A 26,118-nucleotide genomic window follows, 5' to 3' on the forward strand; every position below is an offset into this window, starting at 1 on the left:
ATTTCGGTACCGGATGACCGCTCAGCCTTTCGTAAGTGACAGGGGTTTGTGGAGAGTTGTCAGGTGGCGGGATGTGCTGATGGCGCACATCCGCCACCGCGCGGCGTACGCCATCGGGAATGAATCGCCCTCAAGCGGGGCGAGTTGGTCGGTCGGTTAGTTTTCCTTTGTACGAGCGTAGTGGCGCGAGGCCTTGGCCCGGTTGCCGCAGACCGCCATCGAGCACCAGCGGCGGGTGCCGTTCCGCGAGGTGTCGAAGAAGTGCAGGATGCACGCCTCGTGGGCGCAGGACCGGATCCGGTCCGGTGCGGTCCGCAGCAGGTCGAGGTAGTCGCGGGCCGCCGTCCAGCCCGGGCCCCAGGCGGCGTCCGCGAACTCGGCCAGCTCGCCCGGGCCCTCGGGAGTGAGGGTGGCGCGGATGCGGCCGTGGCCGAGCACGGCGTCGACGCGGGCGGTCGCGGCAGGGTCGCCGGGCCGGTCGACGAGGCCCGCGAGGGCGTCGCGGGCGGCGAGCGTGTGGCGGAGCGTCGTCGCGTCGGCGGCGAAGCGTCCGTCGAGTGCGTTGGCCCGGAGCCAGACGGCCAGCCCCTCGGTGTCCGTGAGCAGGTCCTGGCGCGCGCCGTCCAGCATCCAGCGGGTGTTGAGCAGGTCGAGGGAGACGGGTTCGCCGACCAGGGGGCGCGGGTCGGAAACGGTCATGGCGGACATCCTCCTCGTAGAACTAACCCCTCAAGGTTACGTGACTGGTTGCACGGTCGCTCTCTAACCTCTAATGTCTATCTCAGAGGTTAGTACTCGCCATGTCGAGAGGGGAACCGCCATGTCGGCGATCGGAACGCTGGTCACCAACCACATCGGGCTCAACGTCACGGACCTGGAGCGCTCGCTCGACTTCTACGGGAACGTGCTGGGCTTCGAGGTGCTCGGCGAGGGCAAGGAGGACGGGCGGCGGTACGCGTTCCTCGGCCAGGGGGGCAAGCTCGTCGTCACGCTCTGGCAGCAGGCGGAGGGCGGGTACGACTCCGGCCGCGCGGGTCTGCACCACCTCGCTTTCGAGGCCGAGTCGATCGAGCGGGTCAAAGCGGCCGAGGAGGCCCTGAAGGCGCGGGGCACCGAGTTCGCCTACGAGGGCGTCGTCCCCCACTCCGAGGGCGGCTCCTCGGGCGGCATCTTCTTCCACGACCCGGACGGCACCCGCCTGGAGATCTTCGCCCCCACGGGCGCGGAAGGCGCGGAAGCCCCCACCGAGGGCGCCCCGACCTGCGGCTTCTTCTAGAAGGCCCCCGTTGTGAACGCGCTGCCCGCGCCGGGGCCCGCACCCCGGGCCCCGGCGCGGGCGCCACCCGAAAGGCCCCGACCATGGATCCGTACAACCCGGGCTCCCGCGCCATCCAGGAACGCGTCGGAGTCACCGGCATCGCCGACCACATCGGCCGCTCCATCAGCGACGGCATCCGCCCCGTCGCCGCCGCCTTCCTCGAACTCCAGCCCATGCTCGTGCTCGCCGCGGCGGACGCCGACGGGCGGCTCTGGAGCACCCTCCTCACCGGCACCCCAGGCTTCGCCAGGGCGACCGGCCCGCACACGATCTCCGTGGCCGCCCCGCCCCCCGCCCCCGGCCCCACCCCAGTCGGGACGATCGCGCTGGACCCCCGCACCCGCCGCCGTATGCGCCTCAACGGCGTCGCCCGCCCCAGCCCGCGCGGCTTCACCGTCGAGGCGGAGCAGGTCTTCTCCAACTGCCCGAAGTACCTCCAGAAGCGCGAGCTGTACGCTCCGGATCCCGCCACCCCGCCCGGAGACCCGCTCCACGGCACCGCACTCACCCCCGCCCAGGAGCGGTTCGTGCGGGCCGCCGACACCTTCTTCATCGCGACCACCGCCCCCGACGGCGTGGACGCGAGCCATCGCGGCGGCAACCCCGGCTTCGTCCGGGTCGACGCGCCCACCGAACTGAGCTGGCGGGACTATCCCGGCAACGCCATGTTCCTGACCCTCGGCAACCTCGCGTCCGACGACCGAGCCGGGCTCCTCTTCGTCGACTGGCGGACCGGCACCACGCTCCAGCTCTCCGGCACGGCCCACACCGACTACGGCCCCGACGACGTCCGCGTCAACCGTTTCCACGTCCGGCGGACCGTCGAGATCCCGTCCGGGAGCCCGCTGCGCTGGTCGGAGCCGGAGTACTCGCCCGCCAACCCGCCCCTTCCCCAGGACCCCGCATGACCACAGCCGCCCCCGCCCGGCCCCGTCCCCGGGCCGTGGCCCTGGCGACCACCGTCAGCGTCACCGCGCTCCTCGCCCTGGTCGCCCTCGGCACCGTCCTCCATCAGCCCCTGCTGATCCCGCCCCTCGCGGCCAGCATGGCGCTGGTGGCCGGCGCCCCCGACCTGCCGCTCGCCCAGCCCCGCTCGGTCGTCGGCGGCCAGCTCCTCTCCGCGCTCACCGGTTTCTCCGTCCTCCTCGTCACCGGCCCCACCCTCTGGGGCGCCGCCCTCGCCGGCGGTCTCGCGCTCGGCGTCATGATGGCCACCCGCACCCCGCATTCGCCCGCCGCCGCCACGGCCGTGATCGTCACCCTCCAGAATCCGCCGTTCTGGACCTTCCTCGCCCTGCTCGCCCTCGCGAGCCTCCTGCTCGTCGCCGTCGGGCTCGCGGGCGCCCGGGCGACCGGGCGGACATACCCCGTGTACTGGTTCTAACCTCGGCTCATGAAGCAGGAGTTGAGGGTGGCGGCCTACGCCGTGTGTGTCCGTGACGACGAGATACTCCTCGCCCGCTGGGTGAACAGCGCCGGGGAGCGGCGGTGGACCCTGCCGGGCGGCGGGATGGACCACGGCGAGGAGCCGGTCGACACCGTCGTCCGCGAGGTCGAGGAGGAGACGGGATACCTCACCGAGCCGGTCGCCCTCCTCGGTATCGACTCCATCCGGCGAGGCTGGATCCGCCGGTTCGCAGGGCCCGGCGACTTCCACGGCCTGCGGATCATCTACGAGAGCCGGATCACCGGAGGCTCCCTGCGCAACGAGACCGGCGGCTCCACCGACCTCGCCGCCTGGCATCCGCTCGCTTCCGTCCAGGAGCTCACCCGTGTCGAACTGGTCGACATCGGGGTGCAGTTGTGGCGCGATCGACCGCCCGTCGGCCGGTCCAGCCTCGCCGATCCCGCGAACGGCTGATTTCCGCTCAACCACGGCGGGCCGCTCAACCGCCCCGCCCGCCGCCGGGTCCCCTCCCGTGACCGCAGGACGTCACACGACACCAGGGGGAACCCGCATGACATCCGTACGCGCCGCCCGCACCGTCCTCGCCGCCACCGCCGTGGCCGCCCTCACCGCCGGAGCGCTCGCCGCGCCCGCCGCCGCGGCCACCGCGCCGAAGAAGCCCGACCACACCGCCACCCAGCGGGCCCTCGACGGGGCCGTCGAGGAGGGCGTGCCGGGCGCCGTCGCCCAGGCCCGGAGCGGTCGCGGCTCCTGGACCGGAACCGCAGGTGAACGCGGGGGCGAGGACCGCTACCGGGTCGGCTCCATCACCAAGACCTTCGTGGCGACCGTCCTGCTCCAGCTCCAGGCCGAGGGACGGCTCGACCTCGACGACCCCGTCGAGAAGTGGCTGCCGGGCGTGGTCCGGGGCAACGGCCACGACGGCCGCACGGTCACCGTCCGCCAGCTCCTCAACCACACCAGCGGCATCTACGACGTCACCTCCGACCCCGGTTTCCAGCAGAAGGTCTTCGGCACCGACTTCCTGAAGAACCGCTACGACACCTGGACCCCCGAGCAGCTCGTCGCGGTCGCCATGACCCACGCGCCGGACTTCGCCCCCGGGACCGACTGGAGCTACTCCAACACCAACTACGTCCTCGCGGGCATGGTGATCGAGAAGGCGACCGGCCGACCGTACGGCAAGGAGGTCGAGCGGCGGATCGTCAAGCCGCTGAAGCTGCGCGCCACCAGTGTGCCCGGCACCACCGTGACGATGCCGAAGCCGAGTTCACGGGCGTACTCGAAGCTCTCCCGGGACCCGGACGCGACGACGGTGTACGACGTCACCGAGCTGAACCCGTCCCTCGCCCACGCGGCGGGCGAGATGATCTCCGACTCCAACGATCTGCAGACCTTCTACCGGGCCCTGCTCAAGGGGAAGTTGCTGCCGAGGGCCGAGATGCGCGAGATGACGCGCGCCGTGCCCGTCGGCGCCGAGGCGCCGGAGCTCTCCTACGGCCTCGGGCTGATGCGGGCCAAGCTCAGCTGCGGCAAGGAGGTGTGGGGTCACGGCGGAGGCATCCACGGCTCCTCCTCGCAGGCCGTCGCCACCCGCGACGGCGGCCACTCGCTCGCCATGAACTTCAACGCCGACTGGGCGGGGGACAGTCAGACCGTCGTCGAGGCCGAGTTCTGCGGCCGGGGCTGACACTCAGCGGGGCAGGACGACGACGTACGCCGCGGGCTGCCGGTCCGTCGCGGCCATCAGGGCCGTACGGACCACGGTGGCCTGCTGGTCCATCGCCTCGCGCAGCTTGCGCGGGGTGATGTGGACGACCGTGATGCCGAGCCGCTCCAGGTGCTCGCGCTTGCGGGTGTACTCCGACCAGAGCGCGTCGTCGTCCTGCCGGGGCGCCCGGGTGTCCAGCTCCACCGCCACCGCCTGGTCCGGCCAGTAGGCGTCCAGACCGCCGAGGTGCGGACCGCCGGGCAGGCGCAGATCCACGTTCCACAGCGGGTCGGGCAGGCCGAACTCCCGGACCATCTCGTAGAGCCGCTCCTCCGCGATGCTCCGGCCCTCCGCGAGCAGCGAGTCGACGGCGGCCACCACGTGCGGCCGGCTGAGCAGCCGCGCCCGGTTCAACTCCCTCACCACCGAGCCGGGTTCGCAGTGACCGGCACGCACGGCCTCGGTGAGCAGCCGGCGCACCACTCCCGCGTCGGTCAGCGCGGACACCGCGTCGGCGAGCGCGCGGGCGACCGGCGCGACGGGCACACCGGCGATGTCCAGCGGCTCGGGCGACTCCGGGGAGCGCACCACCCGCACCCAGCCGGTGGAGCGCAGTCTGCGGGTGCGGGGGACCAGCACGTCGATCCGGTCCACCGCGGTCAGCGGGGGAGCGGAGGAGAAGCGGTGCAGGGCGAGCGCGGCCAGACCGGTGATCATCGCCTCGGGGCCCCGGCCGGCCGGCCCGGCGCCGGGGCGCGCGGTGTGGAGCAGCGCGGCCCGCAGCCGGTCCTCGCTGGTGGGCTGCCCGGGGCTGAGCAGGAAGACGCCGGGCAGGATCTGCTGCCACTCGCCGCCCGGCCGGCAGTGCGCGGCGATGTCGGAGCCGGACAGCCCCTGGTCGCGCAACTGGGCGGTGGATGCGACGCGTTGGCGCTCGTCGGTCAGGGAGGGGAGGGGGAGGGGCCGGGGGGTGATGGGGGTGTTGTGGTTCATGCCGGGGGTCTTCCGCTCCCCGGGCCCCCGCTAACCGCTGTTACACGCGCGTCGCCAAACCGGGACATCCTCGTCCTAAAGTACGCACGTTCGACTGCCGACAATGCACGACCACCACCTCCCGCACATGGGAGCGCGGCGCCCCCGACGAGGGCGCCGCGCTCCGGGGGGCGGTGCGGGTTACAGGCCGCCGTCGCACGCCTGCGCGCGCAGTGCGCGCGCCAGGTCGTCGCGGCCCTCCAGGACCAGGCGGCGCAGTGCCGGCGCCGCCGACTCATGGGCGGCGAGCCACGCGTCCGTCGAGGCCAGGGCCCCCTCGCCGTGGAGCGCCGGGAACAGCCCCCGCACCACGTCCATGCCGATCTGGATCGAACGGTCCGCCCACACCCGCTCGACGGCGGCGAAGTACTTCTCCGCGTACGGCGCGATCAGCTCCCGCTGCGACGGCTGCACGAAGCCCGCGATGGTCGCCTCCACCAGCGCGTTCGACAGCGCGTCCGACTCGACGACCTGCGCCCAGGCCTGGGCCTTGACCGCCGCCGACGGCCTGGCGGCCAGACAGCGGACCTGGTGGCGCTTGCCGGTCGCCGTGTCGTCGAGGGCCAGCTCCTCGGCGATCCGGGCCTCGTCCGCCCGGCCGTGCGCGGCGAGCGGCTCCAGGAACGCCCAGCGCAGCTCCTGCTCGACGTCCAGACCGTCGATCTTCGCCGTGCCGTCGAGGAGACCCTCCAGGAGCTGGAAGTCCGCCTCCGAGGCGGCGGACGCGGCGAAGAACCGCGCCCAGGTCAGCTGGTGCTCACTGCCCGGAGCGGCGAGCCGCAGCTCCCGCAGCCCGCCCTCGGCGAGCAGCCGGCCGCCCTCCGCGCGCCACTCGGGCGCCGCGAAGTTCGTGACCGCCGAGCGCGCCCAGGCGTGCACCATCTGGAGGACGCCGATGTCCGTCTCCCGGCCCGCGAAGCCGAGGGCCACCGCCACGAAGTCCCTTGCCGGCATCAGGCCGTCGCGCGTCAGGTTCCACAGCGCCGACCAGCACAGCGCCCGCGCCAGCGGGTCCGTGATGTCGCCCAGGTGCGCCCGCAGGGTCGCGAGCGAGCCCTCGTCGAACCGGACCTTGCAGTAGGTGAGGTCGTCGTCGTTGACGAGGACCAGGTCCGGCCGCTCCGCCCCCGCGAGCTCGGCCACGACCGTCCGCGCGCCGACGACGTCGGCCTCGGCCCGCGCGTACCGCACGAGCTCGCCCTCCGCCGAGAGCCGGTAGAGACCCACGGCCGCCCGGTGCGGGCGCAGCTCGTCGCCGGCCTGGACGACGGTCAGCTCGGTGATCCGGCCCTCCGCGTCGTACGTCACCTCCGGCGCCAGCGTGTTGACGCCCGAGGTCTGGAGCCAGGAGCGCGACCACGCCTTCATGTCGCGCCCGGAGGTCTCCTCCAGCACGGACAGCAGATCGGTCAGGCGCGTGTTCCCGTACGCGTGGCGCTTGAAGTAGCGCCGCGCGCCCTCGAGGAAGGCCTCCCGGCCCGCGTACGCCACGAGCTGCTTCAGCACGGAGGCGCCCTTGGCGTACGTGATGCCGTCGAAGTTCAGCTTGGCGTCCTCCAGGTCACGGATGTCGGCCGTGATCGGGTGGGTGGACGGCAGCTGGTCGGCGCGGTACGCCCAGGACTTGCGGTTGTTGGCGAAGGTCACCCAGCTGTTGGTGAAGCGGGTCGCCTCGGCCAGCGAGAAGGAGCCCATGAAGTCGGCGAAGGACTCCTTCAGCCACAGGTCGTCCCACCACACCATGGTGACGAGGTCGCCGAACCACATGTGCGCCATCTCGTGCAGGATCACGTTCGCCCGGCGCTCGTAGGCGGCCTGGGTGACCTTGCCCCGGTAGATGTACTCCTCGCGGAAGGTCACCATGCCCGGGTTCTCCATCGCGCCGAGGTTGTACTCGGGGACGAAGGCCTGGTCGTACTTCCCGAAGGGGTACGGGTAGTCGAAGTTGTCGTGGAAGAAGTCGAACCCCTGCTTGGTGATCAGGAAGACGTCGTCCGCGTCGAAGTGCCTGGCGAGCCCCTTGCGGCACATCGCGCCGAGGGGGATCTCCAGCTCGGACCCGTCGGCCAGCGTGCGCCGGTAGGTGTCCGTCACGTAGTGGTACGGCCCGGCGACGACGCAGGTGATGTACGTCGAGATCGGAGCCGTCTCCGCGAAGCGCCACACGCCCTCCGCGTCCCGCTCCCCGGCGCCGTTGCTCCACACCGTCCAGCCCTCGGGCGCCGTCACCGAGAAGAGGTGCGGGGCCTTCAGGTCGGGCTGCTCGAAGGTGGCGTACACCCGGCGGGCGTCGGCCGGCTCGTACTGCGTGTAGAGGTAGACCTCGCCGTCCTCCGGGTCGACGAAGCGGTGCATGCCCTCGCCCGTCCGGCTGTAGGCGCACTGGGCGTCGACCACGAGCACGTTCTCGTCGGCCAGGCCGTCCAGGGCGATCCGCGCGCCGTCGAAGACGGTGGCCGGGTCGAGCGCGCGGCCGTTCAGCTCGACCGAGGTGACGCTGGGCGCGATCAGGTCGACGAAGGTGGCCGTGCCCGTACCCGTACGACGGAACCGGATGGTCGTCACCGAGCGGAAGGTGCGGACCTCCTCGCCGGACTCCCCGACCGCCGACCGCAGGTCCAGGGCGACCTCGTACCCGTCGACGGACAACAGCGCGGCCCGCTCGCGGGCCTCGTCGCGGGACAGATTCTCTCCGGGCACGGTCACTCCTTCGTGGCTCGTTCGAAACAGCACCGATCCTCCCATGTGGAGCTGACACGCGACACGCGGGAATGCCCTCACCGGCCGGGGGTGTTCCTTCTCCGGCGCATAGACATCCGTCCGCATAGACATCCGTCCCTGAGGAGTGACATGTCCGAGAGCAGGACCACCGCCGACTTCTGGTTCGACCCGCTGTGCCCCTGGGCCTGGATGACCTCCCGCTGGATGCTGGAGGTGGAGAAGGTCCGTCCGGTCGACGTCCGGTGGAAGGTGATGAGCCTGGCCGTCCTCAACGAGGACAAGCTGGACGAGCTTCCGGCCGAGTACCGCGACATGCTGGAGACCAAGGCCTGGGGCCCGGTCCGCGTGGTCATAGCGGCCCAGCAGCAGCACGGCGACGAGGTCGTCGGCAAGCTCTACACCGCGCTCGGCACCCGCTTCCACAACAACGGCGAGGGCCCGACGCGCGAGGCGATCACGGCGGCCCTCGCGGACGTCGGCCTGCCGGCCGACCTCGCGGACTACGCCGACAAGGACACGTACGACACCGAGCTGCGCGCCTCCCACAAGGAGGGCATCGAGAAGGTCGGCCAGGACGTCGGCACGCCGGTCATCTCCGTGCCGGGCGCGGACGGCGACGAGGTCGCCTTCTTCGGCCCGGTCGTCACCCCGACCCCGCGCGGCGAGGCGGCGGCCCGGCTCTGGGACGGCACGCTGCTCGTGGCGGCGACGCCCGGCTTCTACGAGATCAAGCGCACGCGGACGGCGGCGCCGAGCTTCGAGTAGGACGGCCGTCCGTACAGGCGGGCCCCCGCGGTTCACGTCACCGCGGGGGCCCGCCCTTCTTCCGCCTGCCCGGTGAAGGTTGAGAAGACGATCACGAGCAGGACGTTCCTCAGATGCCGATGAGCGGGGTGCGTCCCTTGGCGTCCGTGTAGCGCTTCTGCACGTCCTGCCAGTTGACGACCTGCCACATGGCCTCGATGAAGTCCACCTTCTGGTTCTTGTACTGCAGGTAGAAGGCGTGCTCCCAGGCGTCGAAGACGAGGACCGGGACCGAGCCCTGGCCGACGTTGCCCTGGTGGTCGTAGACCTGCTCGACGATCAGCCGGCCGCTGATCGGCTCGTACGCGAGGACACCCCAGCCGGAGCCCTGGGTGGTCGCGGAGGCCTTGGTCAGCTGGGCCTTGAACTTGGCGAAGGAGCCGAAGGACTCGGTGATCGCGTCGGCGAGGTCGCCCACGCCGTCGGCCGCGAGCGGCTCGCCGCCGCCGCCGTCCTTCGGGCTGTTCATGTTGTTCCAGTAGATCGAATGCAGGATGTGGCCGGAGAGGTGGAACGCGAGGTTCTTCTCCAGGCCGTTGATCGAGCCCCACTGGTCCTTGTCGCGCGCCTCTTCCAGCTGCTCAAGGGTGTCGTTGGCGCCCTTGACGTACGCGGCGTGGTGCTTGTCGTGGTGCAGCTCGATGATCTGGGGGTTGATCACCGGCTCCAGAGCCGCGTAGTCGTACGGCAGTTCCGGAAGGGTGTAGATCGCCATGTGCCGAGCCTCTCGCTGCTTCTGAGTTATTGCAACCTCTATGCAAGTGCAGGCTAGCAGCAGGTGTGTCCGAAGTTGATCAGTCCTCGGTCCTAGGACTCGTGGCGCGGCGGGCCCGGGAGAGGCGGAACGCCCGGACCGCGGGGAGCGGTCCGGGCGTTCCGGCGAAAGGGGAAACGGGAGGCGGTGTCAGGCGTCCTGGCGCGCCGCGCCCGCCTTCTGGCGGACGAGTCCGATGACGGCCAGCGCCACGGTCATGGCGCCCGTCGCGTACAGCTGCACGCGGGTGCCCTCCTCACGGGCCATCAGGAAGAAGATCACCGCCATGCCGGCCAGCGCCACCCACGTGAGGTAGGGGAAGGCCCACATCCGGACGACCAGCTTCTCGGGCTCCTCGCGCTCCATGCGGCGGCGCAGCACCAGCTGCGAGGCCGCGATGAAGATCCAGACGACCAGGATCACGCCGCCGATCATGTTCAGCAGCCACGGGAAGATCGTCTCGGGGGACCAGTAGTTGAGGCCCACGCAGACGAAGCCGAAGAAGCAGGACGCGAGGACGGCGAAGCGCGGCACACCGCTGGACACCGTGCCGAGGACCTTCGGGCCGAGGCCCCGCTTGACCAGGGAGAAGGCGATGCGGGAGGAGCCGTAGATGTTCGCGTTCATCGCGGACAGCAGGGCGATGAGCACCACGACGTTCATGATCTGGCCGGCGCCCGGGATGCCCAGCTGATCGAGGGCGGCGACGTACGGGCCCTTCTCGGCGACCGCCTTGTCGTTCCACGGGACCAGCGTGACGATGACCGCCATCGAGCCGATGTAGAAGAGCGAGATGCGCCACATCGCGGTGCGCACGGCCTTGGCGACGCCCTTGACGGGGTCCTCGGACTCGGCGGCGGCGATGGTGACCGTCTCCATGCCTCCGTACGAGAACACCGAGGCGAGCAGGCCGATGACCAGGCCCTCGCTGCCGTTCGGCAGGAGTCCGCCCTCGCCGAAGAGGTTGGCCGTGCCGGGGGAGTCCGTGCCGGGCAGGACGCCCAGGATCGCGAGCACACCGAGGCCGAGGAAGAGCGTGATCGCACCGACCTTGAGGGCGGCGAACCAGAACTCGAACTCGCCGAAGTTCTTCACGGCCGCCAGGTTGGCGCCGCAGAAGAGCAGCATGAAGAGCGCGACCCAGGCCCACTCGGGCGTGCCGGGCAGCCAGCCGGTGACGATCTTCGCCGCGCCGATGCCCTCCAGGCCGACGGCGACGCTGAGCAGCACCCAGAACGACCAGCCGGCGGTGAACCCGGCCCAGGAGCCGAAGGCCCGCTCCGCGTGGGAGGAGAACGATCCGGAGGACGGGTACGCGGCCGACATCTCGCCCAGCATGCGCATCACCAGCATGACGAGCAGGCCGGACAGCGTGTAGGCGAGGACGATGGACGGGCCGGCGGCGGCGATGCCGGCGCCGGAGCCGACGAAGAGGCCGGCGCCGATGACGCCGCCGAGGGCGATCATCGAGAGGTGACGCTGCTTGAGCCCGTGCGAGAGCGTCGCCGAGTCGTCCTTGCGGTCGACGGGCGCGGGCGCGGTGGTCCGGGACATGAACCAGCCCTGTTCGGGGAGGAGGCGGGGGACGCGCCACAGTCTGTGGGTGCGTACCGCTGACAGGGAACGGATGTCCGCTATACGGTCACGAGCTTCACGCAACGTGAAGATCTCGTGTCTTCTCGTACGCGCCGGTAGGTCCGCCCCCGCCATCCCGTGGGCCTCGGCGCCGAGACCTGGCCGTGTGCCTCAGGTGCCCGAGCGCCGCCGGTCCCGCAGCTCCCGCAGACCGGCCACCAGCAGCACGGCCCCGGTGGCCGCGCCCGACCACAGCACCTGCGGCCGCGCCCCGTCGTCGGTCAGCATCAGCCCCAGGACCGCCGCCATCGCGGCCAGCGCGGTCCAGGTCAGCCAGGGGAAGCCCCACATCCTCAGCGTCAGCAGTTCGGGCGCCTCGCGCTCGATCCGGCGGCGCAGCCGCAGCTGCGAGACCGCGATCAGCCCCCAGACGAAGAGGAGTACCGCACCGACCGCGTTGAGCATGTAGAGGAAGACGGAATCCGGCCACTTCAGATTGAGCAGCACCGAGACGAAGCCGAAGGCAACCGAGGCGAGCACCGCCCGGCGCGGCACCCCTCCGCCCGAGACCTTGAGCAGCCCCCTGGGTGCCTCGCCGCGCTCGGCGAGCGAGAAGACCATCCGCGAGGAGCCGTACAGGTTCGCGTTGAGCGCCGAGAGCAGCGCAACGAAGACCACGATGTTCATGATCTGTCCGGACGAGGGCACCCCGATCGCGTCCAGCACCGCGACGTACGGCGACTGGCCCGGCAGCATCGAGGTCCAGGGAAGCAGGGTCACGATGACCAGCATCGAGCCGACGTAGAAGAAGAGGATCCGCCACACGGCGCTGCGCACCGCCCGCGCCACGTTGCGTGCCGGATCGTCCGACTCGGCGGCCGCGATCGTGACGACCTCCAGGCCGCCGAAGGCGAAGACCACGGCGAGGACACCGGAGATCACGCCGCCCCAGCCGTTCGGCAGGAAGCCGCCGTCTCCGGTCAGATGGGCCGCGCCGACCGGGTCCGTGTCGGGCAGCCACCCGACGATCGCCAGCGCCCCGAGGACCAGGAAGAGGACGATCGCGCCGACCTTGAGCGCGGCGAACCAGAACTCGAACTCGCCGAAGTTCTTCACCGCCGCCAGGTTGGCGGCGGTGAAGACGATCATGAAGATCAGCACCCAGCCCCACTGCGGGACGCCCGGCACCCAGCCGTGGGCGATCCGCGCCGCGCCCGTCGCCTCCACGGCGAGGACGACGACCAGCAGGAACCAGTACAGCCAGCCCACCGAGAAGCCCGCCCAGCGGCCCAGCGCCCGCTCGGCGTGGACCGAGAAGGCGCCCGAGGCCGGCATCGCCGCCGACATCTCGCCGAGCATCCGCATGACGAGCATCGCGAGCGTGCCCGCGATCAGATACGAGAGGACGATGCCGGGCCCCGCGACCGCGATGCCGGCCCCCGAGCCGACGAAGAGCCCGGCCCCGATCACCCCGCCGAGCCCCAGCATCGTCAGATGACGCTGCTTCAGGCCGTGGGAGAGCGGCTCCGGTTCGGTGGCCGGGGGAGCCGGGACGGCAGTCGGTGCGTCGTGCATGAGGGGGCTCGTGCCTTCGGAGGTGTTTATGGAGAACTCACAGTCTGTCTGCCGACCGCCTCCTGGCGCAAAATGACCCTCTTTCCAGCTCCACGCCGTGACAAGCGTCACGTGGCGCGAGGCATGGGCGCCGATCTTTGTTCGATCTCCACGAAGCGCTCAACCTCCGCTTTGTGGGTGGCTGATGGTGATCGAGCGTTCACTCCTGGACTACGGTCGATCCGTCCCCGTACCCCCTCACCCTCCGCGGAGTACCGATGAGCACCGCCGTCGCCCCTGTCCGTTCCCTCCGCTCCGGGACGGTTCTCGCCGACCTGCTGCCGTCCAGCCGCGCCCGTGACATCGCGCTCGTCGTCGGCGGCGCGGCCCTCACCGGCATCGCCGCGCAGATCGCCGTCCCGGTCCCCGGCTCGCCCGTCCCGGTCTCCGGCCAGACCTTCGCGGCCCTTCTCGTCGGCACGGCGCTCGGCGCCCGCCGCGGCTTCCTCTCCCTGGCCCTCTACGCGGTCGCCGGCATGGCAGGCGTGCCGTGGTTCGCGCAGGCCACCTCCGGCTACGGGATGCCCTCCTTCGGCTACATCCTCGGCATGCTGCTCGCCGCGACCGTCGTCGGCGCCCTCGCCCGCCGCGGAGCCGACCGCTCGGTGCTCCGCACCGCCGGCGCGATGGTGCTCGGCTCCGCCGTCATCTACGCGGTCGGCGTGCCGTACCTGGCCCTCGCCACCGGCATGACGCTCTCGCAGGCGGTCGCCGCCGGCCTCACCCCCTTCCTGGTCGGCGACGCTCTCAAGGCCGCCCTCGCGATGGGTCTGCTGCCGACCGCGTGGAAGGCCGTCGGCCGCAAGGGCTGAGGCGTTCCGGCATCGTCACGCGCCGCCGACCGGCCCGGGGCGAAGGGCGAAGCCGGTCCGGACATGGAAAAGCTCTCCGTGTTCCAGGGGTTCCCTGGAACACGGAGAGCTTTCCGTCTCTGCCTGACAGAACCCGTCAGGCAGGGATTCAGTCCTTGGTGACGGGCTCGGGGGTCTTGCCGAAGCGGTCGCGGACCACCGAGACGGCGACCACGAGGCCGGCCACCAGCAGCGACAGCAGGACCTGCTCACGGGCGGAGCCGCCGTTGTAGAGCATGTAGCCGAGGACGAAGACGATCATCGCGATCGTCGCCCAGGTCAGGTACGGGAACAGCCACATCCGGACGAGCAGCTTCTCCGGGGACTCCCGCAGGATGATCTTCCGCATCCGCAGCTGCGAGAAGCAGATGACCAGCCAGACGAAGAGCGCGATCGCGCCGGACGCGTTCAGCAGGAAGGCGAAGACCGTGTCGGGCCACTTGTAGTTGAAGAAGACGGCGACGAAGCCGAAGACGACCGATCCGATGATCGCGGTCTGCGGCACGCCCTTGGCGTTCGTCTTGGCGAAGGCCTTCGGGGCGTCACCGCGCCGGCCGAGGGAGTGCGCCATGCGGGACGCGGTGTACAGGCCCGAGTTCAGGCAGGAGAGCACCGCCGTCAGGATGATCACGTTCATGATCTGGCCGGCGTGCGGGATGCCGATCGAGTCGAGCGCCGCGACGTACGAGCCGTCCTTCTCCAGCGCCGGGTCGTTCCAGGGCAGCAGCGAGACGACCACCAGGATCGAGCCGAGGTAGAAGATGCCGACACGCCAGATGACGCTGTTGGTCGCCTTGGCGACCGCGCGGCGCGGGTCCGACGACTCGCCGGCGGCGAGGGTGACGATCTCGCTGCCCATGAAGGAGAAGACGACCATGAGGATGCCCGTGAGGATCGCGCCGTAGCCGTTGGGCAGGAAGCCGCCGTGCTCGGTGAGGTTGCTCAGTCCGGCGGACGAGGTGTCCGCGCCGGGCAGCACGCCGAAGATCGCGAGCCCGCCGACCACGATGAACGCGGCGATGGCGACGACCTTGATGCCCGCGAACCAGAACTCGAACTCGCCGTAGGAGGCGACCGAACCGAGGTTGGTGGCGGTCAGGACGACCATCACGATCAGCGCCCAGGCCCACTGCGGGACGGACGGGATCCAGCCGTTGAGGATGTCCGCGCCCATGGTCGCCTCGACGGCGAGGACGACGACCCAGAAGAACCAGTAGAGCCAGCCGATCGAGAAGCCGGCCCAGCGTCCGAGCGCCCGGTCGGCGTGGGCCGAGAAGGAGCCGGAGGTGGGGTTGGCCACGGACATCTCGCCGAGCATCCGCATGACGAAGACGACCATCGCGCCCACGAGCGCGTACGACAGCAGGATGCCGGGGCCGGCGGCCTTGATGCCTGCCGCGGAACCTCCGAAGAGTCCGGCGCCGATGACGCCACCGATGGCGATCATCGACAGGTGTCGGTTCTTGAGACCGGCCTTGAGTCCGTCGGAAGACTGCGAATCACCGGGGTTTCCGGTGGTCTCGCCTTCCTTCGCAAGGGTCGGCTGCGTGTTCATGAACGCTTCCTTACGTGTGTGGGGCGCTCGGGTCACGAGCCCGAGCATTCAACACCGGGGGACGGGGTGATCGGAAGGGCCGATTCCGATTCGTTGCGTAAGGGGCGAAGGTCCCTGGCGGCACGGACGTAGGCCCCGACCCCGCTGACCGCTACCCAGAGCCCGCCGTGCCACACTCGGATCATGCGCGTGTACCTCGGCTCCGACCATGCCGGCTTCGAACTCAAGAACCACCTCGTCGAGTGGCTGAAGGCCCATGGCCACGAGCCCGTCGACTGTGGTCCCCACATCTACGACGCCCTGGACGACTACCCGCCGTTCTGCCTGCGCGCCGCCGAGAAGACGGCTGCGGACCCGGACAGCCTGGGCATCGTCATCGGCGGTTCCGGCAACGGCGAGCAGATCGCCGCGAACAAGGTGAAGGGGGTGCGCGCCGCCCTCGCCTGGAGCGAGCAGACCGCCGCCCTCGGCCGCGAGCACAACAACGCCAACGTCGTCTCCATCGGCGGCCGGATGCACACCCGGGAAGAGGCGACGAAGTTCGTCGAGATCTTCCTCTCCACCCCGTACTCCGGTGACGAGCGTCACACCCGCCGGATCGACATGCTCTCCGCCTACGAGGCCACCGGCGAGCTCCCCCCGATCCCGGCCCACCACCCTCAGGAGGGCTGACCGCCCCCAGGAGGCCGACGCCTTCACCCGTGCCGCCGGGCCGACCCCCCGGCGGCACGGCCGTGCCGCCCCGTTCAGCCAGGAGACCAGCAGTGCCCGAGGGGCATACGATCCACCGCCTCGCCCAGGACCACCTGGAGCGCTTCGGCGGACGGTCCGTGCGTGCGAGCAGCCCGCAGGGCAAGTTCTCCGACAGCGCGGCACTCCTCGACGGACGGGTCCTCGACGGCGTCGACGCCCACGGCAAGCACCTCTTCCTCGGCTTCGCGGACGCCGGCTGGATCCACGTGCACCTCGGTCTCTTCGGCAAGCTCGGCTTCGGTACGACCCCCGCACCGCCGCCCACCGACACGGTCCGGCTGCGCCTCGTCAACGACGAGCACTACGCCGACCTGCGCGGGCCGACCACCTGCGCCCTGATCACCGACCCCGAGAAGCGGGCGATACACGACCGCCTCGGCCCCGACCCGCTCCGGAACGGCGACGACCCGGCCAAGGCCTGGAACCGGATCTCCAGGTCCCGCACCACGATCGCCGCCCTCCTGATGGACCAGAAGGTCATCGCGGGCGTCGGCAACGTGTACCGCGCCGAGGTGCTCTTCCGGCACGGCATCGACCCGTACCGCGCGGGCAGGGACGTCACCCGCCGCGAGTGGGACGCGATCTGGACGGACCTCGTCGCCCTGATGCGCGAGGGCGTCCGCCTGAACCGCATCGACACCGTCCGCCCCGAGCACACCCCGGAGGCGATGGGCCGCCCGCCGCGCGTGGACGACCACGGCGGCGAGGTCTACGTCTACCGCCGGGCCCTCCAGCCCTGCCACATCTGCGCCACCGGCATCCGCACGGCAGACCTCGCGGCGCGCAACCTCTTCTGGTGCCCGGGCTGCCAGCAGCACTGACGCACTCCGTGCGGGCACACGTCCTGCAGGGTGGTGGAGGCCCCCCGGCGCCCCCCGAAGCCGTTGCGCTAGAACCCGTGCGGCAGCCACGGCGCGACGGGTGACCCGAACGCCACGGACGCCTGCACCAACGCGCCCCCACGAAGCTCCCGCACGCGCCCCGCCGAGGCCAGCGACACGAGCGAGTTGCCCCCGAGATACGCCGCGCCCAACTCCCGTACGGACAGGGCGAGGTCCGCGTCGTCGTCCGTACGCACACACACCGCCCCCGTGGCGTCCCCCGTGAGCCGCCACCGCCCCTCGTTCCACGGACAGAACGCGTCCGCGACCTCGAACACCACGTCCACCGGCGCCTGGTACGTCCGTGCCTCCAGCGCCGCCCCGACGTCCACCAGACGCAGATGCAGCGCGTCCCGCTGCGTGGGCGAGCACCGCCTCAGGTCCGACACCAGGTGCTGCCAGCCGTCGTCCACCGGCCGGCTGTGGAGCCGTACCGACGACGTCAGATCGATCGACCAGAGGAAGCGCCACAGCGCCGCCTCCGCCGCCGGATCGAGCGCCTCCAGGTCCTTCACCTGCACGCTGCCCTCCGCTCCGGCGTACGACCACTCCGGCTTGATCGCGTACAGCGCGTACCCGACGACCTCCCCGTCGCGCTCCGCGAGCACACACTGGCGCGGCGAGGCACCGCCCCGCTCGCCCTCCGGGTCGAGCAACGGCAGCTGCTCCCACCCGGGCTGCCGGGCCGTCATCCCGGGCCGCGCCGCGACCTTGCGCGCGTACACCGCCTCGCACGCCCCCGAGGCCTTCGCCGGGTCGGCCTGGCGCAGCACCACGCCGTCCGTGCCCTCGGGCACCGCCAGCGACACCCGGTTCGTGTCGATCGTCGCCCGCGTCGAGTACGCGGCGATGCCGTAGCCGAACCGGCCGTAGATCGCCGGCTCCGAGGCCGTCAGCACCGCCAGCGGCTCCCCCCACGCCCGTACGTCGTCGAGCTGGCGCCGCATCATCGAGGTGAGGATCCCGCGCCGCCGGTGCGTCGCCGCCACACCCACCATCGTGACGCCCGCCGTCGGCACGAGCGCCCCGCCCGGAACCGAGAGCCGGAACGAGAACGCGCCCGCCGTACCCACACAGCGCTCGCCGTCCCAGACACCGATCGAGCGGTCGTACTCGGTCAGCTCCTGCCAGAGCCGGCGCTCCTCCGGAGCCTCCGCCACACCGCCGAACGCGAGCTCCAGCATCCCGTACCACTCGTCCCACTCGGCCGGGTCAAGTACGCGCATCTGAGTCGTCATATGCCATCGATACCAGCGCACGGCGGCCCGAGGCGACCCGATTTCGCGCGCAATGTCTCAGGGGTCCCCCTGCACGAGATCCGACCGGGTGGATAGGGTCCAGGCCAATGGGAAGTCGCGTGGGTGTCGCCTCGTACTCGGCCCGGTTGCGCAGGAGCGCACACCGGGTCCGCATCTCCCTGCGCAAATCCGGTGTCGACTACTTCCGGGGCGAGGGCTCCGACTGGGTCGCCTTCGCCGGACTGCTGCTGACGATCCCGGCCATCACCGTCGGCACCCTCGCCGACCCGGTGTGGTGCGCGCCCGCCGCGCTCGTCCTGCCGATCGTCGCCGGCGGACTGCTGCTGCGTCCCGCGAGCCTGCTCGGGCTGTACGCGGCCGCAGCGGGCGCCCTGATCGTCGAGTCCGTCGTCCTCGGCCCGTACACCCAGGGCCCCGCCCGGGTCACCCCGGGAACGGTCCTGGTCGTCGCCGCCTGCGGACTCTTCGGGCTGCTCATCGCCCAGTTCAGGGCCCGCGTCGGCGTGCCCTGGCGGCGCGGCGGCACCATGCTCTTCGACCTGCGCGAACGGATCCGGGCGCAGAGCGCCCTGCCCCGGCTCCCCAAGGGCTGGCACCGCGAGATGGCACTCCGCCCGGCCGGCGGACAGTCCTTCTCGGGCGACTTCGTCGTCGCCGCCCGCACCCAGGGCGGCCGGACCCTGGAAGTCCTCCTGACGGACGTCTCCGGCAAGGGCATGGACGCCGGCTCGCGCGCACTGCTGCTCTCCGGGGCCTTCGGCGGACTGCTCGGCTCGCTGCCGCCGCACGGCTTCCTGCCGGCCGCCAACGGCTATCTGCTGCGCCAGGACTGGGACGAGGGCTTCGCCACCTCCATCCACCTCGTCCTCGACCTGGAGTCGGGCGACTACGAACTCCTCTCCGCCGGCCACCTGCCCGCGCTCCAGCTCCACGCGGGCACCGGCCGCTGGGAGGAGAAGTCCGGCGAGGGCCCGCTGCTCGGCGTCTACGACGGCGCCGAGTTCCATCCCGTCAAGGGCTCGCTCCAGCCCGGCGACGTCCTGATGCTGTTCACCGACGGACTCGTCGAGGCCGCCGACCGGGACATCGCCGAGGGCATCGACCGCCTCACGGGCGAGGCGGACCGCTACGTCGCCTCGGGCTTCGAGGGCGCGGCCTGGCACCTCATCGAGGCCTGCGCCAAGGACGTCAACGACGACCGCGCGCTGCTCCTCATCAGCCGCCAGACCTGAGATCCCCCCGAACGGGGTGCCAACCGTTGATCGGCCGGCCGCCGCCACGGTCCCTGACCTGCCCGGATCCGTCACTTCGAGACATCGTCACGAACCACGGTGGAACGGCCATGGCCCTGCGCCGCGCCAAGCGCCCCAGCCCGCCGGGCGGCGCCGCCGTCGAGCTGACCGGAGTGCGGCGCCGGACCGACCGGCCTCGGCATCGTCACCGACGCCGGCGGATGGACCACCGCGCAGAGCACGGAGCGCGCGCCGAACGCCGGCGCCGACAACGATGACCGCCGTCCTCGGCGGATCCGCACCGTAGAGTCGGCGCCATGCCTCACCTCACCCTCGCCCAGGTCGAGTCCCTCGCCGTCGCGGCCCACGAGGGCCAGACCGACAAGGCGGGCCGCCCGTACGCCGAGCATCTGCGAGCGGTGGCCGAGGGGGTACGGGCCAGGGGCGGCAGCGAGGAGCAGATCGCGGCGGCCTGGCTGCACGACTCCGTCGAGGACGACGCGCTCTCGCCGGAGTGGCTGGAATCGGCCGAACTCCCGCGCGCCGTCAAGGACATGGTCCTCGCCCTCACCAAGCGTCCGGGCGAGGACCTGGAGTCGTACACCGGACGGATCCTCGCGGTCCCCGGCGCCCTGCTAGTCAAGGAGGCCGACCTCGCGCACAACGCCGACCCGGCCCGCCTCGCCGTTCTCGACGAGCCGACCCGGACCAGGCTGACCGCGAAGTACGCCACCGTGCGCGGGCTGCTCGGCCTCTCCGGCGGCTGACACCACCCGCGACGATCAGGACGAATCGACGCGGGTTGGCTCGATTCCTACGCCGACGATTCGTCACCCGGCGCCGGTGGGCAAGAAGTTGGTGGCACGATGGATGCAGCGGGGGTGTTCTGTGACGTGCGCTCCCGGGCGGCAAGGTGGGACCGACCGAGGGTGTGATCAGTTGTGGCCATTTCTCTATCTGTGGTGCTGCTGTTGGCGATCATCCTGGTGGTGCTGATCCGCGGCGGAAACCTGAAGGGCGGCCCGGCCGTCGTCGCGGTGCTCTTCGGCTTCTTCCTCGCCTCCACGGGCATGGCCGACGACATCCAGCGCTTCCTCGACTCGATAACGCAGACCGTGGGCTCGATCAAGTTCTGAGCCGGCGCACGCCGTACGGCGCACGCGCAGGCGCACGACGTACGGCGCACGACCTACGGCGCTGGGCGCCCGGCGCACGTCCGGGCGCGCACACAGCGGACCCCGCGCGGCTCACGCCGTCTTCGCGGCGGTCCGCTTCGTCCGTGTGCGCTTGGCCGGCGCGGCCTTACGGCTCCGGGCGGGCTTCTCCGCCTCCGCGGGTGCCGCCGCGGGCGCCGAGGCCCTCCGGTGCCGCCCCGTCGGCCAGGTGAACTCGATCTCCAGCTCGATCTCCCCGTCGCTCACCTCGAACTCCACCTCGCTGCGGACGTCGTCGGGGATCCGCAGACTCAGCGTGCCGGAGCCGAACTGCAGCTCCGCCTCGCCGCCCTTCCGCAGCGCTTCCGCCAGTGCGGTCAGCTGATCCGCCGCCTCGATCCGGGACAGCGAGCGCTTCTGCTCGAACTTCAGATCCTTCACGGCCGCCTCCGGTACGACGGAAACAGAGGGCACACAGGGACATTGCCATTCTGCGGCCGTACGGCGGCTCCGGCATCGGGAACGCATCAGGGCCAGGTGGGAGGACGAACCTCTGACCTGGCCCTGAGCCGTATGGAGCGGGCGACGGGAATCGAACCCGCGTAGCTAGTTTGGAAGACTAGGGCTCTACCATTGAGCTACGCCCGCAAACGTCGCGCCGCAGGTCACGAGGGCCGCGGCACGGACAGCATCGTAGCGGGTCCCGGGCGGTCCCCGCACACCCCTTCACAGAGGGGGCGTCGCACTGTCTCCGTACATGTACCCTACGTGTCGCACCGACGGGGTGTGGCGCAGCTTGGTAGCGCGTCCGCTTTGGGAGCGGAAGGCCGTGGGTTCAAATCCCGCCACCCCGACCAGCAAGATCATGGATCGCATGATCGCGTTGTGGGCCTCATCCCGCTTGCGGTTACTATGCAAGCTGCGTGCCCGTGTGTCTCTCTGACCGGGCCGATCGGCCGGAACCGCCACCAAGCGGCACCGGCAGAATCCAAGAATCAGCCACCAAGGAGACCGAACCGTGAAGAGCGCCGTGGAGACCCTGAACCCGACCCGGGTTCGGCTCACTGTCGAGGTGCCCTTCGAGGAGCTCAAGGACAGCCTCGACGCGGCGTACAAGAAGATCAACCAGCAGGTCACGGTCAAGGGCTTCCGCAAGGGCAAGATCCCGGCTCGTGTGATCGACCAGCGGTTCGGTCGCGGTGCGGTGCTGGAAGAGGCCGTCAACGACGCGCTCCCGAAGTTCTACACCGAGGCCGTCAACGAGGCCGAGGTCAACCCGCTGGGTCAGCCCGAGGTCGACATCACGGAGCTGAAGGACGGCGAGCTGCTGGCCTTCACCGCCGAGGTCGACATCCGCCCGACGATCGAGATCCCGGACTACTCCGGCATCGAGGTCACCGTCGACGCGGTCGAGGTCACCGACGAGGACGTCGAGAAGTCCGTGGAGCAGCTGCGCGAGCGCTTCGCCTCCACCAACCCGGTCGAGCGCGCCGCCGCCGAGGGTGACGTCGTCACCATCGACCTCGAGGCCAAGGTCGACGGCGAGGTCCTGCCCGACGGTGTCGCCCAGGGCGTCTCGTACACCATCGGTTCCGGCGAGCTCCTCGACGGCATCGACGAGGCCGTCACCGGCCTGGAGGCCGGCGGCGAGGCCACCTTCACCTCGCAGCTGAAGGGCGGCTCCGCCGAGGGCAAGGACGCCGAGGTGGCCGTCAAGGTCACCGCCGTCGCCGCCCGTGAGCTCCCCGAGCTGGACGACGACTTCGCGCAGCTCGCGTCGGAGTTCGACACCCTCGACGAGCTCAAGGCCGACAGCCGTAAGCGCCTCGAGAACATGAAGCAGTTCGACCAGGCCACCCAGGCCCAGGAGCGCGTCCTCGACGAGCTGCTGAAGCTGGCGGACGTCCCGATGCCCGAGAAGCTGCTCGAGGACGAGATCAACACCCGCAAGCACAACCTGGAGCACCACCAGCTCGGCCAGATGGGCCTGACCCTCGAGAAGTACCTGGAGATCCAGGGCAAGACCGAGGAAGAGTTCCTGGCGGAGACCAAGGAGCAGGCCGAGAAGGGCATCAAGACGCAGTTCATCCTCGATGAGCTCGTCAACAAGGAGAAGCTGAACGTCAGCCAGGAGGAGCTCACCGAGCACCTCATGCGCCGCGCCGCCTCCTCCGGCATGTCCCCCGACCAGTTCGCCCAGGCCGTCGTCGAGGGTGGCCAGGTGCCGATGCTCGTCGGCGAGGTCGCCCGCGGCAAGGCCCTCGCGGTCGTCGTCGAGTCCGCCAAGGTCGTCGACACCAACGGTGAGGTCGTCGACCTCGAGGACGACGAGGACGAGACCGAGGCCGCCACGGAGGCGGTCGAGGCCGTCACCGGCGAGGCCGAGGTCGCCGAGGAGAAGAACGAGGCCTGAGCCTCGCGCTGAACCGCAGGTCCACGGGCCCGGACGCACTGCTGTGCGCCGGGCCCGTGCCCGTACGCGGGACCTGCGCCGACGACCGGATTCAGGCCCCGTACGCACGCCCCGTACGGGCCCCCGCGCGCCCCTGACAACCTTGCGCTCCCAGCGAACAGTTCGGGAACCGGGATGGCGTTGTCCTACCTGCGCGTTAGGGTCCATGAATACGAGGGCACTGCCCTCAGAACGAGACGCTGAGACGGCCTGGGGGCCGTCGGAGACGAGCAGGTGGATACGTGACGAATCTGAAGCCTTACGCCGCGGGTGAGCCGTCCATCGGTGGTGGCCTCGGCGACCATGTCTACAACCGGCTGCTCGGCGAGCGCATCATCTTCCTCGGCCAGCAGGTCGACGACGAGATCGCCAACAAGATCACCGCGCAGATGCTCCTCCTGGCCGCCGACCCGGAGAAGGACATCTACCTCTACATCAACAGCCCCGGTGGCTCCGTGACGGCCGGCATGGCCATCTACGACACCATGCAGTACATCCCGAACGACGTCGTCACCATCGGTATGGGCATGGCGGCCTCCATGGGCCAGTTCCTGCTCACCGGCGGCACCGCCGGCAAGCGCTTCGCGCTGCCGAACACCGACGTCCTGATGCACCAGGGCTCCGCCGGCATCGGCGGCACCGCCTCGGACATCAAGATCCAGGCCGAGTACCTCCTCCGCACGAAGAAGCGCATGGCCGAGATCACCGCGCTCCACTCCGGTCAGACCGTCGAGACGATCATCCGCGACGGTGACCGCGACCGCTGGTTCACGGCGGAGGAGGCCAAGAACTACGGCCTCATCGACGACATCATCACCCACGCCGCGGGCGTTCCCGGCGGCGGCGGCACGGGCGCCTGAGCCCGGCAGCCGCTGAAGAGCCCCAGCCCCCGCCGAACGCCACCAGGACGGTGAACATCCAGATGCAGAACAACCTCTCCCCGAGCGGCCTCTACACCGGCGCGCCGATGGACAACCGGTATGTGGTCCCGCGCTTCGTCGAGCGCACCTCGCAGGGCATCCGCGAGTACGACCCGTACGCGAAGCTCTTCGAGGAGCGCGTGATCTTCCTCGGCGTGCAGATCGACGACGCCTCCGCCAACGACGTCATGGCGCAGCTGCTGTGCCTGGAGTCGATGGACCCGGACCGCGACATCTCCATCTACATCAACAGCCCGGGCGGCTCCTTCACCGCCCTCACGGCCATCTACGACACGATGCAGTTCGTGAAGCCGGACATCCAGACGGTCTGCATGGGCCAGGCGGCCTCCGCCGCGGCCGTGCTGCTCGCCGCCGGTACGCCCGGCAAGCGGATGGCCCTGCCGAACGCCCGCGTGCTGATCCACCAGCCCTCGGGCGGCACCGGCCGTGAGCAGCTCTCCGACCTGGAGATCGCGGCCAACGAGATCCTGCGCATGCGCACGCAGCTGGAGGACATGCTGGCCAAGCACTCCTCCACGCCGATCGAGAAGATCCGCGACGACATCGAGCGCGACAAGATCCTCACGGCCGAGGACGCCCTGGCGTACGGCCTGGTCGACCAGATCGTCTCGACCCGCAAGAGCACGGCCGCCGCGGCAGCCTGACGCTCGACCTTCCCCTGGCACGGTCCACGTGGCCGAATCACGACCATGTGAACCGTGCCAAGGGGGGCCCGAACGGGGGGCCCGGCAAGGTACCGTCGAATATGAGGCACCAGGAGTCGCTGAACCAAGCGACTCCCAGGCGAAGGGGAAGCACCTCGTGGCACGCATCGGTGATGGCGGCGATCTGCTCAAGTGCTCGTTCTGCGGAAAGAGCCAGAAGCAGGTGAAGAAGCTCATCGCGGGACCCGGTGTGTACATCTGCGATGAGTGCATCGACCTCTGCAACGAGATCATCGAGGAGGAACTCGCCGAGACGAGCGAGGTGCGCTGGGAAGAACTTCCCAAGCCCCGCGAGATCTACGAGTTCCTCGAGGGGTACGTCGTCGGGCAGGAGCCCGCGAAGAAGGCCCTCTCGGTCGCGGTGTACAACCACTACAAGCGCGTCCAGGCCGGCGAGAACGGCGGCGGGGCGGGCCGTGACGACGCCATCGAGCTGGCGAAGTCCAACATCCTGCTGCTGGGTCCCACGGGCTCCGGCAAGACGCTGCTGGCCCAGACGCTGGCGCGCATGCTCAACGTCCCGTTCGCCATCGCCGACGCGACGGCGCTGACGGAGGCCGGCTATGTGGGCGAGGACGTCGAGAACATCCTGCTCAAGCTGATCCAGGCGGCCGACTACGACGTCAAGAAGGCCGAGACCGGGATCATCTACATCGACGAGATCGACAAGGTCGCCCGCAAGAGCGAAAACCCGTCGATCACGCGTGACGTCTCCGGCGAGGGCGTGCAGCAGGCCCTCCTGAAGATCCTGGAAGGCACGACGGCCTCCGTCCCGCCGCAGGGCGGCCGGAAGCACCCGCACCAGGAGTTCATCCAGATCGACACGACGAACGTGCTCTTCATCGTGGGCGGCGCCTTCGCCGGCCTGGAGAAGATCATCGAGTCGCGCGCGGGCGCCAAGGGCATCGGCTTCGGGGCGACGATCCGCTCGAAGCGCGAGATCGAGGCGAGCGACCAGTTCCAGGAGGTCATGCCGGAGGACCTGGTGAAGTTCGGGATGATCCCGGAGTTCATCGGCCGTCTCCCCGTGATCACCTCGGTCCACAACCTGGACCGCGAGGCCCTGCTCAAGATCCTCGTCGAGCCGCGCAACGCGCTGGTGAAGCAGTACCAGCGCCTCTTCGAACTCGACGGCGTGGAGCTGGACTTCGACCGCCCGGCCCTGGAGGCCATCGCCGACCAGGCGATCCTCCGCGGCACGGGAGCGCGCGGCCTGCGCGCGATCATGGAAGAGGTCCTGATGTCGGTGATGTACGAGGTCCCGTCCCGCAAGGACGTGGCCCGCGTGGTCATCACGGCGGACGTCGTCCACAACAACGTGAACCCGACGCTGGTGCCGCGGATCGTGAAGAACGACGGCCGCCACGAGAAGAGCGCGTAGGCGCCGCGTAGTTGAATC

Annotated in this window: 25 protein-coding genes and 2 tRNA genes; 17 read left to right on the forward strand and 10 right to left on the reverse strand. The window is 70.5% G+C overall.

Translation table 11 applies throughout. The features are described 5' to 3' along the window. Window positions 1–156: 156 nt before the first annotated feature. Window positions 157–699 carry a CGNR zinc finger domain-containing protein gene (locus ACF1G2_RS07235; protein ID WP_391797311.1) on the reverse strand — a complete coding sequence of 181 codons (543 nt, stop codon included), beginning with the start codon at window positions 697–699 and terminating at the stop codon, window positions 157–159. 121 nt (window positions 700–820) lie between these two features. Here ACF1G2_RS07235 and ACF1G2_RS07240 point away from each other — a divergent pair, with 121 nt between their 5' ends. The 5 genes from ACF1G2_RS07240 to ACF1G2_RS07260 all read left to right on the forward strand — a co-directional run bounded on the left by ACF1G2_RS07240 (window position 821) and on the right by ACF1G2_RS07260 (window position 4,416). Next, window positions 821–1,276, forward strand: coding sequence for a VOC family protein (locus tag ACF1G2_RS07240; RefSeq protein ID WP_391797312.1), 456 nt, complete (start codon window positions 821–823; stop codon window positions 1,274–1,276). A gap of 83 nt (window positions 1,277–1,359) precedes the next feature. Further along, entirely contained in the window at window positions 1,360–2,226 is an 867-nt protein-coding gene (locus tag ACF1G2_RS07245) for a pyridoxamine 5'-phosphate oxidase family protein (RefSeq protein ID WP_391797313.1), read from the forward strand. Continuing rightward, window positions 2,223–2,702 (forward strand): HPP family protein, encoded by a 480-nt coding sequence (locus tag ACF1G2_RS07250; protein WP_391797314.1) that lies wholly within the window; start codon window positions 2,223–2,225, stop codon window positions 2,700–2,702. The genes ACF1G2_RS07245 and ACF1G2_RS07250 overlap by 4 nt, the downstream gene beginning before the upstream one ends. A gap of 9 nt (window positions 2,703–2,711) precedes the next feature. Then, complete coding sequence (locus ACF1G2_RS07255; RefSeq protein WP_391797315.1) at window positions 2,712–3,179, forward strand: NUDIX hydrolase; 468 nt, start codon at window positions 2,712–2,714, stop codon at window positions 3,177–3,179. A gap of 97 nt (window positions 3,180–3,276) precedes the next feature. Next, window positions 3,277–4,416 (forward strand): serine hydrolase domain-containing protein, encoded by a 1,140-nt coding sequence (locus tag ACF1G2_RS07260; RefSeq protein WP_391797316.1) that lies wholly within the window; start codon window positions 3,277–3,279, stop codon window positions 4,414–4,416. A 3-nt stretch (window positions 4,417–4,419) separates the two neighbouring features. Here ACF1G2_RS07260 and ACF1G2_RS07265 read toward each other — a convergent pair whose 3' ends face one another. Further along, window positions 4,420–5,430 (reverse strand): hypothetical protein, encoded by a 1,011-nt coding sequence (locus ACF1G2_RS07265; RefSeq protein WP_391797317.1) that lies wholly within the window; start codon window positions 5,428–5,430, stop codon window positions 4,420–4,422. A gap of 180 nt (window positions 5,431–5,610) precedes the next feature. After that, the gene (gene pepN / locus ACF1G2_RS07270) at window positions 5,611–8,169 is read right to left on the reverse strand and encodes an aminopeptidase N (RefSeq protein ID WP_391797318.1); all 2,559 of its coding nucleotides are present in this window, start codon (window positions 8,167–8,169) and stop codon (window positions 5,611–5,613) included. A 150-nt stretch (window positions 8,170–8,319) separates the two neighbouring features. Between pepN and ACF1G2_RS07275 the strand changes: the two genes are divergently transcribed. Further along, window positions 8,320–8,955, forward strand: a complete 636-nt coding sequence (locus ACF1G2_RS07275; protein WP_391797319.1) for a DsbA family protein — start codon at window positions 8,320–8,322, stop codon at window positions 8,953–8,955. A 109-nt stretch (window positions 8,956–9,064) separates the two neighbouring features. Here ACF1G2_RS07275 and ACF1G2_RS07280 read toward each other — a convergent pair whose 3' ends face one another. The 3 genes from ACF1G2_RS07280 to ACF1G2_RS07290 all read right to left on the reverse strand — a co-directional run bounded on the left by ACF1G2_RS07280 (window position 9,065) and on the right by ACF1G2_RS07290 (window position 12,898). Then, a complete protein-coding gene (locus ACF1G2_RS07280; protein ID WP_391797320.1) occupies window positions 9,065–9,709 on the reverse strand; it encodes a superoxide dismutase in 645 nt (214 codons plus the stop codon). A gap of 189 nt (window positions 9,710–9,898) precedes the next feature. Continuing rightward, complete coding sequence (locus ACF1G2_RS07285; protein WP_391797321.1) at window positions 9,899–11,302, reverse strand: amino acid permease; 1,404 nt, start codon at window positions 11,300–11,302, stop codon at window positions 9,899–9,901. Window positions 11,303–11,494: 192 nt separating this feature from the next. Further along, window positions 11,495–12,898 carry an amino acid permease gene (locus ACF1G2_RS07290; RefSeq protein WP_391797322.1) on the reverse strand — a complete coding sequence of 468 codons (1,404 nt, stop codon included), beginning with the start codon at window positions 12,896–12,898 and terminating at the stop codon, window positions 11,495–11,497. 257 nt (window positions 12,899–13,155) lie between these two features. Between ACF1G2_RS07290 and ACF1G2_RS07295 the strand changes: the two genes are divergently transcribed. Beyond that, entirely contained in the window at window positions 13,156–13,749 is a 594-nt protein-coding gene (locus ACF1G2_RS07295; RefSeq protein WP_391797323.1) for a biotin transporter BioY, read from the forward strand. 148 nt (window positions 13,750–13,897) lie between these two features. Here the strand turns inward: ACF1G2_RS07295 and ACF1G2_RS07300 are convergent, their stop codons facing one another. Continuing rightward, window positions 13,898–15,343 (reverse strand): amino acid permease, encoded by a 1,446-nt coding sequence (locus tag ACF1G2_RS07300; protein ID WP_391797324.1) that lies wholly within the window; start codon window positions 15,341–15,343, stop codon window positions 13,898–13,900. 183 nt (window positions 15,344–15,526) lie between these two features. On the opposite strand from ACF1G2_RS07300, the gene ACF1G2_RS07305 reads away from it, so the two are divergent. Together ACF1G2_RS07305 and ACF1G2_RS07310 are read left to right on the forward strand one after the other, a co-directional pair. After that, entirely contained in the window at window positions 15,527–16,015 is a 489-nt protein-coding gene (locus ACF1G2_RS07305; RefSeq protein ID WP_391797325.1) for a ribose-5-phosphate isomerase, read from the forward strand. Between the two features lie 92 nt (window positions 16,016–16,107). Beyond that, a complete protein-coding gene (locus ACF1G2_RS07310) occupies window positions 16,108–16,917 on the forward strand; it encodes an Fpg/Nei family DNA glycosylase (RefSeq protein ID WP_391797326.1) in 810 nt (269 codons plus the stop codon). Window positions 16,918–16,985: 68 nt separating this feature from the next. Here ACF1G2_RS07310 and ACF1G2_RS07315 read toward each other — a convergent pair whose 3' ends face one another. Continuing rightward, window positions 16,986–18,215 carry a GNAT family N-acetyltransferase gene (locus tag ACF1G2_RS07315; RefSeq protein WP_391797327.1) on the reverse strand — a complete coding sequence of 410 codons (1,230 nt, stop codon included), beginning with the start codon at window positions 18,213–18,215 and terminating at the stop codon, window positions 16,986–16,988. 107 nt (window positions 18,216–18,322) lie between these two features. Here ACF1G2_RS07315 and ACF1G2_RS07320 point away from each other — a divergent pair, with 107 nt between their 5' ends. The 3 genes from ACF1G2_RS07320 to ACF1G2_RS07330 all read left to right on the forward strand — a co-directional run bounded on the left by ACF1G2_RS07320 (window position 18,323) and on the right by ACF1G2_RS07330 (window position 20,604). Beyond that, window positions 18,323–19,468, forward strand: coding sequence for a PP2C family protein-serine/threonine phosphatase (locus ACF1G2_RS07320; RefSeq protein ID WP_391797328.1), 1,146 nt, complete (start codon window positions 18,323–18,325; stop codon window positions 19,466–19,468). 317 nt (window positions 19,469–19,785) lie between these two features. After that, the gene (locus ACF1G2_RS07325; protein WP_391797329.1) at window positions 19,786–20,235 is read left to right on the forward strand and encodes an HD domain-containing protein; all 450 of its coding nucleotides are present in this window, start codon (window positions 19,786–19,788) and stop codon (window positions 20,233–20,235) included. A gap of 174 nt (window positions 20,236–20,409) precedes the next feature. Beyond that, window positions 20,410–20,604 (forward strand): hypothetical protein, encoded by a 195-nt coding sequence (locus ACF1G2_RS07330; RefSeq protein WP_030684996.1) that lies wholly within the window; start codon window positions 20,410–20,412, stop codon window positions 20,602–20,604. A gap of 111 nt (window positions 20,605–20,715) precedes the next feature. Here the strand turns inward: ACF1G2_RS07330 and ACF1G2_RS07335 are convergent, their stop codons facing one another. Together ACF1G2_RS07335 and ACF1G2_RS07340 are read right to left on the reverse strand one after the other, a co-directional pair. Further along, a complete protein-coding gene (locus ACF1G2_RS07335) occupies window positions 20,716–21,096 on the reverse strand; it encodes an amphi-Trp domain-containing protein (protein WP_391797330.1) in 381 nt (126 codons plus the stop codon). A 100-nt stretch (window positions 21,097–21,196) separates the two neighbouring features. After that, a tRNA-Gly gene (locus ACF1G2_RS07340) sits at window positions 21,197–21,270 on the reverse strand. Window positions 21,271–21,402: 132 nt separating this feature from the next. Here ACF1G2_RS07340 and ACF1G2_RS07345 point away from each other — a divergent pair. The 5 genes from ACF1G2_RS07345 (at window position 21,403) to clpX (ending at window position 26,100) form a co-directional block, all read left to right on the forward strand. Further along, window positions 21,403–21,479: transfer RNA gene (locus ACF1G2_RS07345), tRNA-Pro, on the forward strand. A gap of 161 nt (window positions 21,480–21,640) precedes the next feature. After that, entirely contained in the window at window positions 21,641–23,035 is a 1,395-nt protein-coding gene (gene tig, locus ACF1G2_RS07350) for a trigger factor (RefSeq protein WP_391797331.1), read from the forward strand. 281 nt (window positions 23,036–23,316) lie between these two features. Continuing rightward, window positions 23,317–23,934: an ATP-dependent Clp protease proteolytic subunit gene (locus ACF1G2_RS07355; protein WP_318106825.1), complete on the forward strand. Its 618-nt coding sequence runs from the start codon at window positions 23,317–23,319 to the stop codon at window positions 23,932–23,934. Between the two features lie 62 nt (window positions 23,935–23,996). Further along, entirely contained in the window at window positions 23,997–24,659 is a 663-nt protein-coding gene (locus ACF1G2_RS07360) for an ATP-dependent Clp protease proteolytic subunit (RefSeq protein ID WP_352187947.1), read from the forward strand. A gap of 157 nt (window positions 24,660–24,816) precedes the next feature. Then, window positions 24,817–26,100 (forward strand): ATP-dependent Clp protease ATP-binding subunit ClpX, encoded by a 1,284-nt coding sequence (gene clpX / locus ACF1G2_RS07365; protein ID WP_137989313.1) that lies wholly within the window; start codon window positions 24,817–24,819, stop codon window positions 26,098–26,100. The last annotated feature ends 18 nt before the right edge of the window (window positions 26,101–26,118 follow it).

This window comes from Streptomyces sp. NPDC013457, from assembly GCF_043089925.1.
GTDB lineage: Bacteria > Actinomycetota > Actinomycetes > Streptomycetales > Streptomycetaceae > Streptomyces.